12 protein-coding genes are annotated in these 13,415 nt (G+C 36.1%); 5 read left to right on the forward strand and 7 right to left on the reverse strand.

Going from position 1 to position 13,415, the window contains the following annotated elements:
- A partial coding sequence (locus H603_RS0110315; protein ID WP_026708527.1) for an IS3 family transposase occupies window positions 1-311 on the forward strand: 311 nt, incomplete at its 5' end.
- A gap of 67 nt (window positions 312-378) precedes the next feature.
- On the opposite strand, the gene H603_RS0110320 is transcribed toward H603_RS0110315, so the two are convergent.
- The 6 genes from H603_RS0110320 to H603_RS0110350 all read right to left on the reverse strand — a co-directional run bounded on the left by H603_RS0110320 (window position 379) and on the right by H603_RS0110350 (window position 5,353).
- On the reverse strand, window positions 379-1,380 hold the full coding sequence (locus H603_RS0110320; RefSeq protein ID WP_026708528.1) for a hypothetical protein: 1,002 nt from the start codon (window positions 1,378-1,380) through the stop codon (window positions 379-381).
- 170 nt (window positions 1,381-1,550) lie between these two features.
- Complete coding sequence (locus H603_RS0110325; protein ID WP_026708529.1) at window positions 1,551-2,357, reverse strand: TPM domain-containing protein; 807 nt, start codon at window positions 2,355-2,357, stop codon at window positions 1,551-1,553.
- A 1-nt stretch (window position 2,358) separates the two neighbouring features.
- Window positions 2,359-2,796: a TPM domain-containing protein gene (locus H603_RS0110330; protein WP_026708530.1), complete on the reverse strand. Its 438-nt coding sequence runs from the start codon at window positions 2,794-2,796 to the stop codon at window positions 2,359-2,361.
- A gap of 123 nt (window positions 2,797-2,919) precedes the next feature.
- Window positions 2,920-3,507 carry a LemA family protein gene (locus H603_RS0110335; RefSeq protein WP_026708531.1) on the reverse strand — a complete coding sequence of 196 codons (588 nt, stop codon included), beginning with the start codon at window positions 3,505-3,507 and terminating at the stop codon, window positions 2,920-2,922.
- A 53-nt stretch (window positions 3,508-3,560) separates the two neighbouring features.
- Window positions 3,561-3,893, reverse strand: a complete 333-nt coding sequence (locus H603_RS0110340) for a MerR family transcriptional regulator (RefSeq protein WP_026708532.1) — start codon at window positions 3,891-3,893, stop codon at window positions 3,561-3,563.
- A gap of 482 nt (window positions 3,894-4,375) precedes the next feature.
- Entirely contained in the window at window positions 4,376-5,353 is a 978-nt protein-coding gene (locus tag H603_RS0110350) for a M23 family metallopeptidase (protein WP_026708533.1), read from the reverse strand.
- Window positions 5,354-5,676: 323 nt separating this feature from the next.
- On the opposite strand from H603_RS0110350, the gene alaS reads away from it, so the two are divergent.
- The 4 genes from alaS to H603_RS0110370 all read left to right on the forward strand — a co-directional run bounded on the left by alaS (window position 5,677) and on the right by H603_RS0110370 (window position 10,798).
- Complete coding sequence (gene alaS, locus H603_RS0110355; RefSeq protein WP_026708534.1) at window positions 5,677-8,322, forward strand: alanine--tRNA ligase; 2,646 nt, start codon at window positions 5,677-5,679, stop codon at window positions 8,320-8,322.
- A gap of 112 nt (window positions 8,323-8,434) precedes the next feature.
- Window positions 8,435-9,220 (forward strand): hypothetical protein, encoded by a 786-nt coding sequence (locus H603_RS0110360; protein WP_026708535.1) that lies wholly within the window; start codon window positions 8,435-8,437, stop codon window positions 9,218-9,220.
- Complete coding sequence (locus H603_RS0110365; RefSeq protein ID WP_394359127.1) at window positions 9,213-10,175, forward strand: GSCFA domain-containing protein; 963 nt, start codon at window positions 9,213-9,215, stop codon at window positions 10,173-10,175. The genes H603_RS0110360 and H603_RS0110365 overlap by 8 nt, the downstream gene beginning before the upstream one ends.
- 2 nt (window positions 10,176-10,177) lie before the next feature.
- Window positions 10,178-10,798 (forward strand): DUF4230 domain-containing protein, encoded by a 621-nt coding sequence (locus H603_RS0110370; protein WP_026708537.1) that lies wholly within the window; start codon window positions 10,178-10,180, stop codon window positions 10,796-10,798.
- 524 nt (window positions 10,799-11,322) lie between these two features.
- Here the strand turns inward: H603_RS0110370 and H603_RS0110375 are convergent.
- A complete protein-coding gene (locus H603_RS0110375) occupies window positions 11,323-13,080 on the reverse strand; it encodes an aromatic amino acid hydroxylase (RefSeq protein ID WP_026708538.1) in 1,758 nt (585 codons plus the stop codon).
- Between the last annotated feature and the right edge of the window lie 335 nt (window positions 13,081-13,415).

The raw sequence follows: 13,415 nt of genomic DNA on the forward strand, positions 1-13,415 counted from the left end.
ATAATACCAATATAACATTACACTCAGACCAGGGATGGCAATATCAAATGCGACAATATCAGCAACTCTTAAAGGAAAAAGGAATTAAACAAAGTATGTCAAGAAAGGGCAATTGTCTAGATAATGCAATCATTGAAAACTTCTTTGGAATACTAAAATCGGAGTTGTTTTATCTTAAAAAGTACAACTCTATAAATCAATTAAAAAAAGAGATTAAAGAGTACATATTATATTACAATAACGACAGAATTAAATCAAATTTAAACAAAATGAGCCCGATACAATATCGAGCTCACTATTATCAAAATTAATTATAAATTTGTCTAAACTTTTGGGTGCAGTCTAGCGAGTCGGGATTTTTTTAGTTTATATAGGATGCTATTGGCAAGAAGTTTTCAAGACAATATCATATTTTGGATTGATAGGTTCGTTTGTTTGTGCTAAACGTTGCGAACCCGTATTTGCAGGACAAGCAATATCATCTGTTGCATCGTAGATAATTGTTGTTTCTCTTGCAATCAATTCTTTAGGAACATAAATTTGAACTTTTGTTCTCGAATAACCAAAAGGGTCGTAACGAATATAATACCCATCTGGGTGTAATGTCCAAGTTCCGCTAGGAACATCCGTGCGCGCTGCTGCCATTCCTGCTATGATAGCATACTTTTCCATCTCGGCAAAACTTGAATTACCTGAAGCAACCATTTTTCTAATATTATTTTCGGCTTCAAACGCATCTTGAACCGTTGCTGGTAATTTAGATTTGGCTTTTTCCATCAAGCTTTTAGGTAAAACGCCTAGCATTCCACCTTCGAGTTGCGTGAGTTGTATAGGCGTTAATAGTGTAACTGCAGTTGCTTTCACTTGTCCGCTATAATCGGCAAAACGAGCTCTTGCAATTATCGTCCATAATAAAACTTGAATGTCATTTTGCTGTATTTCAGGGTGCTTTTCTGCACTTTTAAGTATAGCAATTACAATGTCTTTTTGAGGGCCTAAAATGGGAGCATACATGTATCCGTCTCCTTTTGACGGTGCGTAAGTTCCTGCTTTCAAACAATAACTTTTAGTGGTCATTTCATAAAAGCCTTCGCATAAAACAAAACCACCGGTACTTGCTTTGGGTAGTAAATACAAAGGTTGTATGTTTTTTACAGTGATCTCATCTGGAAATTTGGAACCAGTTCGATCGACATCTTCAAATGAAGTAGTAATTGCGGCCGGTTTTTTAAGAACTTCGGTGAGTCCAAGTTTTTGCGAACCCAGTGCAGCACCTGCTTCTAAGACCTTTTGTTTCCATCCGCTAAATTGAGCGTGTCCTATTGCATTACAAAATAGGAACAGGATGAGAGTTAAAGGGGTTAACTTCAAATTTTTCATAATTGGTTATTTTTTGTTTCTTCAAAGATAAAATAATATTGTTAAGTTTAAATTTGAGTCTATTTACCAAATGGTTATCTTATTATGTGAAGTTGTTTTACCATAATAATGCTAATTATTATCCACAAAAAAAGCTGCTATACAGCAGCTTTTTTTAAGTTTTATTGTGTTTACCAGCCTCCGCCAGATCCTCCACCAGAGAATCCACCTCCGCCGAAACCACCACCGAAGCCACCTCCTCCGCCAAATCCACCACCTGATGAACCTCCGCCGAAACCGCCACCTCCGCCGCCACGGCCAAGACTACTTAAAATGATAACATCTAATAAACTTGGACCGCCACTACGATTACCTGAGTTTCCACCGCCACCTTTATTTCTTGATGCTAGGGCAATGATAATTACGATAATAATGATGAGGGGAAGAAAAGGAAAGTCTTTTTCTTGAGTTACTTTTCTCTGACCTTTATATTTTCCTTTAAACACGTCAAAAAGCGCATCTGTACCTTTGTCTAAGCCATTGTAATAACTTCCAGCTCTAAATTCTGGAATAATGATATTTCTAGTTATTTCTCCTCCAATTCCAGCTGTTAAGCGATCTTCAAGTCCGTATCCTGCTGAGATCCAAATCTTTCTTTCCGCTTTTGCTAATAATATAAATACACCATTATCATCCTTCTGTGTACCACCAATTCCCCATTCGTGTCCCCATTTTGGAGTAAGGATACCTATGTCTTCTCCTTTTAAACTTTCGATAGTTACAATAACTATTTGGGTTGTAGTAGTATCAGCATACTTAATAAGTTTTTCCTCTAACTGTGTTTTCTCTGACGCACTAAGAACTTTAGCATAATCGTAAACACTCGTTTGGAAGTCTGGTTTTTTAGGTATTGTAAATTGTGCAAACCCCAAATTTGTGATAAATAGACAAATTAGTAATTGCAAAAAATACGTTGTATTCTTTTTTTGTAAAATCATATTATCCTTTAGATATTTCGTTTGATAATTCATTCGTATCATCTTCAGACCACGGAAAATGTTTTTTCAACTCTTCACCAGCTCTCAAAATCCCATCTATTAAACCTTGCTTAAAGTTGCCGTTCTTAAAGTGTGCCACCATAATGTCTTTTGTGCTGTCCCAAAAATCATTAGCAACGATATCATTGATTCCTTGGTCTCCGCAAATAACAAATGTTTTGTCGGCTACAGCCAGGTAAATTAAAACACCATTTTTCAATTGTGTTTCATCCATTTTTAATTCGTTAAAAACTCCTAGTGCACGATCGTAAGGATCTAGCTCGGTTGTTTTTTCTAGATGTACCCTGATTTCTCCAGAGGTGTTTTTTTCGGCTACACGTATCGCTTCAACAATTTCTAGCTCTTCTTCTTGCGTTAAAAAATCTTCTACTTTAGACATGAGTTGCTATTTATGTGATTAGTATGTTGTTAAAAGAACAAACCATTAAGAAACAAGATTCATTATTTCTTAATAATCTAAATTTCTTAATGGTTTGTAAGTAAAATATTTTACTCTAATTGTTTAGAATTGTACTTCTACAGGTTTGTCAGCACCTTCAACTGAGTTGAAATACGCTTTTTCTTGAAAACCAAACATTCCGGCAAACATGCTGTTAGGGAAAGTTTTAATATGTGTATTGTATGGTCTAACAGATTCGTTAAAACGAGTTCTAGCTGTCAAGATTTGATTTTCAGTACTCGCTAGTTCATCTTGTAATTTCAAGAAATTCTGATTTGCCTTTAGTTCAGGATAACGCTCTACCGAAACTAGTAAACGAGATAAAGAACTACTTACACCGCTTTGTGCTTGATTAAATTGTGCCAGTTGCTCAGGAGTAATATTTGTAGGATCAATAGTAACCTGAGTTGCTTTTGCACGTGCTTCAATTACTGCAGTTAAAGTGCTTTTTTCAAATTCAGCGGCACCTTTCACGGTATTAACTAAATTTCCTATTAAGTCATTACGTCTTTGGTAAGCCGTTTGTACATCTCCCCAAGATTGCTCTACGTTTTGATTTAACTCTACAGCTGTATTATTAATTCCTTTCACCCAGCTGTACATTCCTATGACAACTACGGCTAAAATAATCCATGGTAAAAACTTTTTCATGTTTGCTTTTTTTTAATTGATTTGTTATTTGATTGTTTGTAATTTTTAAAATTTTATAGTTCGTTTTTAATGTTGGTTAACTGTGTTCTAATAGTTTCTAATTTTCTTATAATTTCAAACTTATCTAAGGTTTGTTTTTGGCCTTCTTTCAAGTGTGTCTTTGCACCCTCAAGTGTAAAACCTCTTTCTTTTACAAGGTGGTAAATTAATTGGAGATTAGTAACATCTTCTGGAGTAAACATTCGATTACCCTTGGCATTTTTTTTTGGTTTCAAAATATCAAACTCACTATCCCAAAACCGAATTAACGATGCATTCACATTAAAAGCCTTCGCAATCTCTCCTATACTGTAATACCTTTTATCTTTAGAAAGCTCTATGTGCATATTATTTATTATAATTTATATTGAAAACTGATTTCAAAAACCAGCTTTATCTTCTTTTAAACTTTGGCATTCATTAATATTCAAAGATGAATTTTGCCAAGAAATACTCGCAAACAACATCTGAAAACTGCAACCTGAAACTGCCAACTACTTCTCGCAAACAACATCTGAAAACTGCAAACCGAGACTGCCAACTATATCCCGCAAGTAACATCTGAAAACTGCTAACCGAGACTGCCAACTATACCTCGCAAGCAACATCTGAAAACTGCAAACTGAGACTGCCAACTAAACTCCGCAAGCAACACCTGAAAACTGCAAACCGTGACTGCAAACTAAGACCGCAAACTACATACCACAAGCAACACCTGAAAACTGCAAACTGAGACTGCCAACTAAACCCCGCAAGCAACACCTGAAAACTGCAAACCGAGACTGCCTACTAAACCCTGCAAACTAGCCCCCGTACACTTAGCTATAAATTAATCCAGAGACTGATTTTCTTGATTGGCAATTTGTGCAATCGCTACATATTCTACAGCAGAAATGTTTCCATAATAAAAATTCAAAGGATTGACCACTTTGCCATCCTTATGCACTTCGTAATGGCAATGCGGACCTTCAGATCTTCCTGTACTTCCTACATAACCTATTATGTCACCTCTTTTTACTCTTTGACCAGCACGACAGTTGTACTTGCTCATGTGCGCATACAATGTTTCGTATCCATAACCATGCCTAATTACTACGTGATTACCATAACCTGATGCGGTATTGTCAGCGCGAGCTACAACGCCATCTCCTGTAGCGTAAATAGGTGACCCTGTATTAGCTGTAAAATCCATGCCCTCATGCATTTTACGTGCTTTTGTAAAAGGATCGGTTCGGTATCCAAAACCAGAAGCCATGCGTTTTAAGTTTTCGTTCTTAACTGGCTGAATGGCAGGAATAGCTGCCAATAGTTTGTTTTTCTCTTTGGCTAATTTTAAAATGTAGTCTAGAGATTTGGATTGTATCGCCAGCTCTTTTGATAAATCATCCACACGTTTGGTTGTATTTAAAACTAACTGCGAATTATTGTATCCCTCTAGAGCGGCATAGCTATCTAATTTTCCAAAGCCTGATTTTCGATCTTCTTCTGTAATTGCTGCTGTATTAAAATACGTTCGGTACAAATTATTGTCACGATCTTCAATCGCACTCAAAACAGCATCAAATTGATCCATTTTTTTATTTAAAACGGCATAATTCAATTTCAAATTCCCAATCTCTCGCTCTTGAATTAAGTCCTTTGGCGTTTTAAAATAAGGACTGTTAAGTAAAACCACAAAACTCAAAAAACCAAATAAGGCTGAAGCAACTAGAAACAAGACGATGTAACCAAATTTCTTCCTTTTTTTAACCTTGATTTTTCGATATGCTAGATTTTCAGAATCGTAATAATATTTTACTTTCGCCATACTTTAAAATACCCTATTTTTGCACCTTATAAAAAGGTTAGGACAACAAATTTAATAAATGTTTCATTTGGGGACGCCCTTTTTTAGGAATAAAATAAATAATGTGCCTATTCCAGCTATTCGTTTCAAGTTCTCGTCTTGAAATCATTTTTTCTACTGCGCTAGTAGGAGCTTCCTTTAGTCGCTCTACTACCTCAAGAAAAAAATAGATTTCAAAACTTCAAAGCTTTTCACTTCTATCTGGGGCAAGAAATATAATAGTAAAATGAGATGGTTTCGGGTCTAATTAACTTTAAACCTCAAACTTTAAACTAAAATAAATAATGAAATCACAAGACGTACGTAAACAATTTCTAGATTTTTTTCAAAGTAAAGGGCACTTAATCGTTCCATCTGCACCTATTGTTCTTAAAGACGATCCTACCTTGATGTTTAACAACTCAGGAATGGCTCAGTTTAAAGAGTATTTTTTAGGGAATGCCACGCCAAAAAGTAATAGAATTGTAGATACGCAAAAATGTCTTCGTGTTTCAGGAAAGCACAATGATCTTGAGGATGTAGGTTTTGATACGTACCACCACACCATGTTTGAAATGTTAGGGAACTGGTCTTTTGGTGATTACTTCAAGAAGGAAGCATTACCATTTGCTTGGGAATTTTTAACAGAGGTTTTAAAATTAGATAAGGATCGTTTGTATGTTTCTGTTTTTGAAGGAAACGAGGCAGAGAATGTGCCTTTTGACCAAGAAGCATTTGATATTTGGAAACAATTTGTACCAGAAGACCGTATTATTCTTGGGAATAAAAAAGACAACTTTTGGGAAATGGGAGATCAAGGACCCTGCGGACCTTGCTCTGAAATTCATATCGATTTACGTACAGATGCAGAAAGAGCTGCCGTTTCAGGACGCAGTTTAGTAAACGAAGATCACCCGCAAGTTGTTGAGATTTGGAACAACGTATTCATGGAGTTCAACCGTAAAGCAGACGGCTCACTTGAAAAATTACCAGCGCAACACGTAGACACCGGAATGGGATTTGAGCGTTTGTGTATGGCAGTTCAAAATGTGACTTCAAACTACGATACAGATGTTTTTGCACCACTTATCAATAAGGTTGAAGAGATTACGGGCTTAAAATATACTACTAACGATATTGTTCTGAGCGGAGCTGAAGGTGAAGAGCAAAATAAAATCAACATCGCTATACGTGTGATTGTTGATCACGTACGTGCGGTAGCTTTTGCTATTGCCGATGGTCAATTGCCGTCTAATACAGGTGCAGGTTATGTGATTCGTCGTATTTTGCGTCGTGCCATCCGTTACGGATTCACATTCTTAGATACTAAAGAACCTTTTATTTACAAACTAGTAGCGGTTCTATCTGATCAAATGGGTGAGTTTTTCCCTGAAATCAAATCGCAACAAAATTTAGTAACTAATGTTATTCGTGAAGAAGAGGCTTCTTTTCTTCGAACATTAGATCAAGGGTTGCAATTGCTTGAAAACGTTATTAGCGAAACAAGCGGTAAGGAAGTAGCAGGAGCAAAAGCATTTGAATTGTACGATACTTTTGGTTTTCCAAAGGATTTAACAGCTTTGATTTTGAGAGAAAGAGGATTTTCTCTTGACGAAGCAGGATTTGATGTAGCAATGCAAGAACAAAAAGCACGTTCTCGCGCTGCCTCTGAAGTTTCAACTGAAGACTGGTCTGTATTGATTCCTGGAAACGTAGAAAAATTTGTAGGATACGATCAAACAGAAGCAGATGTGAAAATCAGTCGCATTCGAAAAGTGGATTCTAAAAAAGACGGTGTTTTATACCAAATCGTTGTTGATAACAGTCCTTTTTATCCAGAAGGAGGAGGGCAAGTAGGAGATAAAGGAACGTTGGTTTCGGCAAATGAGACGATCCAAATTATAGATACTAAAAAAGAGAATAACTTAATATTGTTACTAGCAAAACAGTTACCTGAAAATGTAAATGCTAGTTTTGTAGCTAAGGTTAATACTGATTTGAGAGCAGCATCTGCTAAGAATCACTCGGCAACGCATTTAATGCATTTGGCATTGCGTACCGTTTTAGGAACGCATGTAGAACAAAAAGGATCATTAGTAACGCCAAACAATTTGCGATTTGACTTTTCGCATTTTGCTAAAGTAACAGATGAAGAATTAAAGCAAGTTGAGGATTTTGTCAATGCAAGAATTCAAGAGCAATTGCCGTTAATCGAACGCAGAGACATACCTTTCGCGCAAGCGGTAGCTGAAGGCGCTATGGCTTTATTTGGTGAGAAATATGGAGATTCAGTTCGTGCGATTAAATTTGGTGACAGCATGGAACTTTGTGGAGGAATTCACGTTAACAATACCGCTGAAATCTGGTCTTTCAAGATTGTATCGGAAGGCGCAGTTGCGGCAGGAATTCGTCGTATTGAAGCAATCACATCTGATGCAGTTAAAAAGCATTTTGCTAATCAAGAAGAGTTGTTAAGCGAAATTAAATTATCTTTAAAAAATCCACAAGATACTTTAAAGGCAGTTGTGGCTTTGCAAGACGATAACGCAAAACTGAAAAAGCAATTAGAAGGTTTGTTGAAAGACAAAGCAAAAAATATGAAAGGTGACTTGGCTAAAGAAATCCAAGAAATCAACGGCGTACAATTTTTAGCAAAACAAGTAGACTTAAATCCGGAAGGGGCTAAAGATTTGGCTTACGAATTAGGAACATTAGGAACCAACATGTTTTTGGTTTTGGCTACAGCCGAAGAAGGAAAACCAATGTTGAGCTGTTACATTTCGAAAGAATTAGTTGCTGACAAAAATCTAAACGCAGGACTTGTCGTTCGTGAATTAGGTAAATTCATCCAAGGTGGTGGAGGTGGGCAACCATTTTTTGCAACCGCAGGAGGTAAAAAAGTAGAAGGAATCGCGGAAGCTCTGGCTAAAGCCAAAGATTTTTTGGACTAATAATCGAACGTATAGCGTTAACATCATAGTCGTGTCTCGACTAAGTTTGCAAACGTAAAGTTGCATGATTGTTGCAGTATTAGTATATAAAGCATAATATTTAAAAATAAAGATGAAGAAAAGTAAAGGGGTTATAAGTTTATTTATCGTGTTCATTAGTTTAATTTTTGCCTGCTCTGGAGAGAATAAATCTGCAGCTAGCTTGGTTAAAAAAGTTGTAGAAACTACTGAGGACGGCAAAGAAGCTGCTACGGTTTACACTTATGAGGGCGACCTTATTAAAACAATAGATGCCGTAGCTACTGTAACAACTTTTACATATACGAACGAATTAATCACAAAGAAATCTGTTTTAAATAAGGAAACTAAAGCAACTGTCGTAACTACTTATTTGTACGATAATGGTAAGCTAGTTGAAGTAAAGACAGATTCTAATGGAGTCAAGTATACTTATAAAAGTAAAGATTCTATTACTTTTGAGCAGTATGATATTGACGCTGATAATAATCAAAAAGTCTTGTTTACCGGACTATTAATTTATGAAAAAGGCAATCTTGCTAAGGAAGAGCATACAACGGTTTCTAACGAGGGTACAACTGTAGAAAAAGAAACGGTAGATTATGAGTACGACGATAAAGTAAACCCCTTAGCGACAGCAAAAGGATTTGTAAATTTATTAGATTACAAAGAAGTAGCCTCGGCAAATAATGTAACAATTATTGCGGTGACAAATAGTAAAAAAGAAGGAGAGCAAGAGATTTCTGCTGCAAATTTATATATGTATAGCTACACGTATGATGCTAAAGGAAAGCTTCCTACAGAGCAAATCACCTCAGATGTGAGACCACAAAAAGGAAAATCAGGCGCTTTAAAAACCGCTTATTTTTATAATGAATAAAGACATGCAATTTAGAACCCAAATACCCATTCTTAAATGTGGTCATGCAATTGATTACGATGCAAAGGTGGTGTCTTTGGGTTCTTGCTTTGCAGTAAATATGGCGGAGAAATTCGATTATTTCAAGTTTCGAAATAGTTGCAATCCGTTTGGGATTTTATTTCATCCAGTAGCCATAGAAAAGCTCGTTCGCTACGCTGTTTTAGGCAAGCTTTTTAAAGCAGAAGATATTTTTTTTCATAACGAACGCTGGCATTGTTACGACGCACATTCTGATTTAAGTACGGCAAATCAACAAGAGTTATTAGAAAATCTAAATAGCATTGTAAAAGATTTAAAACAACATCTGCAAGAGGCTTCACACATTATTATTACTTATGGAACTTCGTGGGTCTATCGCCTTATAGAAAGTGATGCCGTAGTGGCTAATTGCCATAAAGTACCTCAAAAACAATTTAATAAAGAGTTACTTTCTATAGCTAAAATTCAGGAAAGCATTGCGGCAACTGTTACATTGGTTCAATCCATAAATCCAAAGGCAACTTTTATCTTTACGGTATCGCCAGTTCGCCATATCAAAGATGGTTTTGTCGAAAACCAATTAAGTAAAGCGCATTTAATAAGTGCCTTGCATGCGAGTTTAGATTTTGAGCAGTCAGCTGTAAATTACTTTCCTAGTTACGAGATTATGATGGACGAATTGCGCGATTATCGCTTCTATAATGAAGATATGTTACATCCATCAGCGTTAGCGGTAAATTATATTTGGGATTACTTTAAAGAGGCTCATATCGCTTCGTCAGCTTTTGAAACTATGGAAGCAGTTAGTACCATTCAAAAATCATTACAACACCGATCTTTCAATCCAACATCTGAGAGTCACCAAAAATTCGAAGCCAATTTGAGAGCTAAAATAGCTAAGGTGGTTTCGCAATATTCATTTATGAAATTTTAATTATGTTAAAGAGATTCTTCATATTTATAGGATTAATTGGAACGGTATTATTGCTGTTCAAATTTTGTGATTTTAAAAAATCTGATGATACAACTACAATAGATAGTGCAGGTTTAATCCAGCAACAAATCCTGAACGTAGGAAAGCTAATCGTTACCGAAGGGCATTTCTCAGAAGTGATCACGTACAAAAACCAAGAGAAGTATTTAATGGGGATGGTCCATTTTGACAAGAAAGCACTAGTAATAGTTAACGCAGATGTTTCTGTGGCTTACGACTTGCATAAGATGAAATATGAGATTGACGAACCAAGTAAAATCATCTCGATAGTTTATATTCCTAAAGAGGAAATAAAGATCAATCCAGATATTAAATTCTATGATGTAGAACAAAGTAAGCTGAATCCTTTTACAGCAGATGACTACAACAAAATCAACAAATCGGTGAAAGCGAATCTAGCTAAAAAGATCGAAAAATCTACTTTAAAATCAAATGCACAAAACCGATTAATAAGCGAATTGTCGCAATTGTTAATCACCACAAGTAATTTAGGCTGGACCTTAAAATACGATGGAAAAGTTATTGAAAATAATGAAGCTTTGAATCAACAGATAAAGCTTTAATTTTTTATTTACCGTTTTTATTTACCGCAAACTCACAAATTAAAAGTAGCTCAATTTTGTTCTATATTGGATTAAAATAAAAACGCAAGTCTGCTAAAATAATTAGTGAATCTGCGATTAATTTTTTGACAGCAGTAAAGCTTTTAAATTTTACCGCGAATTCACAAATTAAAAGTAGTTCAATCCTGCTCTATATTGGATTAAAATAATAGAGCAAGTGCGCTAAGATAATTAGCGAATTTGCGGTTAATTTTTTGACAGCAGTAAAAGCTTTTAAATTTTACCGCAAATTCACAAATTAAAAAGAGTTCAATTGTGCTTTGTATCGCTATAAAATAATACTGCAAGTGCGCTAAAAAAATTAGCAAATTTGCGGTTAATTTTTTTGAGCAAAATGGCGAGTAACTCTCACTTACCGCTTTAAATTGTTTCAGCAAAAAACCGCAAGTGCGCTAAAATACTTTGCGAATCTGCGGTTTTTGTAAAGTGTTGATTCATATCAATTTGTGAATCTATAATTCTGATTATGCGTTGGCTTGTTCGAAAATCAAATCCAGTCCACCACAAATTAAATGCGCTACTTCTGGTCGTCTTTGTTTTTGAGTTTCGAGATAAGCAATAACCTCTTCCATTAAGAACATGTCATTGCGTTCTTGCAACAACTCTGCAATTTCTACAGATAGCAACCAGTCTTTTGGATGATTGTGTTGTAAGTCACCAAAAATCACCACTAATGAAGACGTTGAATCCTTAGTTTCTCTAATCATTCGAACAGATTGATACAAAACCTCAAGATCATCGCGTTCTGTGCTCTGTTGCGCTTTAATTGTTGTGCTAGAAGGCATGTGTGTGATTAAGTCAAAACTATTCACATCGGCAGGGCCAGAAAAAGCCGAAACTACTTTTTTACCCACAGCCATATCATAAACACCCCACTCCGGTTGGAACAAGATTGTTTCTCCATGCGTAACGGTGCAATTTCTAAAACGAATCAAGATGATCTCACCTTGTAAGTTTCTAGAACCCGTTACAATCTCGCCCTCAACAACAACTCCTCCTTCAAATTCTAATTTTACTGTTTTAGATTCTAGTATGTTGTAAGCGAGTAAGTCTTTCGGACTCATATCTTCAATAGCTAAGTTGATGCCTTTTAGTTTCCCAATCGGACTTCCAAAACCATCAGGATGCGTCAAAGTTCCATGACCAACTAATTCTTTTTCGCGGGAAGCGAGTGCCGTCTTTCCGGTAGATTGTATGTAAATTGGTTTGCCTTCGTGCGCAATCACATTGGTAAAAACCCCCGATATTTGCAAGCCAGTGCTTAGTTCAATCGTTCCAAGAGCAGCCGAATTAATCAGTTTCTCAATTCCAGATAAACCACCGGTGCGCAACGCCATTTTATTAGCAAATTCTTCTAAAACCAAATTCAAGTATGCAAAGGTAGGTGTTACGTACAATTGTGGTTGCAGTTTGGTAATATCAAAACTTTGATATGCTGCTGATATATCATAAGGTATTTTTTTAACTTCTTGCGTCATGCAATGCGCACTTTCTCCTATAGATGAAAGTAGTCCAGCACCATAAATTTTAGGATTTTCAACAGTTCCTATCAAGCCATATTCTACAGTCCACCAGTGTAAATTGCGTATTTGAGCCATTTCAGAAAGTTCGCCCATATTATTCTGCAAGTCCTCTACCGCTTTCTCGGCAGCATCAATTGTAGCTTGTGGAGTCCCTTCGGCTTCTTTTACAATTGATAGTAGTCGGATGGCTTCGTACATTTCGTAATCCTTGCTTGACGAAATTGCTTTACAGCCTATTTCACCAAAACGGCGTAAATATTCTGCATACTCGGGATTAGCGATAATAGGTGCGTGTCCAGCTCCTTCGTGTATAATATCTGGAGCAGGAGTGTATTCTATATGTTCGAGTTGTCTAATGTCTGATGCAATTACTAGAACGTTGTACGCTTGAAATTCCATGAATGCATTAGGCGGAATAAAGCCATCTACAGCAACTGCAGCCCAACCAATTTCGGTCAAAATGCGGTTCATACCATACATGCTTGGAATGTTATCGATCTCAATACCGGTTTTTTTCAAGCCATCTAAATAAGAATTGTGAGCAACCTGCGAAAGATACGCCACATTTTTACGCATCACATAGCGCCAAACTGCCTGATTGATAGGTGAATAATCGTTGTAATCTTGAGCTTTAATAAATTGCTTTAAATGTTTTGGTAATCGGTCTAATAAGGGATTACTTTCTATTGTTGCATTCATATCTAAAACGTTGTAGTTTAAAACACAAAAGTACGCATTATAGAAGCCATTTCCCGCTTTTCACTACAAGTTTTTATTTAGCCGTTTGTTTTTCTAAAGTTTCTAAAAGAGCTTCCTGCGGTCGCTTTTTATAAACTAGAAAAATCAAAAAACGGCTTGTATAAAAAGCTTTCCATTGCAATCGCGGCTAGGGGAGTTGAGATTTAACGTAAGACTTTTTTAATATGATTTTGCCTAATTATCACAAGACCTTATTCTCCACAGCAGAGGGTGTTTGTGAATACTATTTGCACTTATAATCGTTGGTGTGTTGCATAGTAAAGTCTGTCTAGCCA

The sequence above is a fragment of the Flavobacterium frigidarium DSM 17623 genome, from assembly GCF_000425505.1.
Taxonomy (GTDB): domain Bacteria; phylum Bacteroidota; class Bacteroidia; order Flavobacteriales; family Flavobacteriaceae; genus Flavobacterium; species Flavobacterium frigidarium.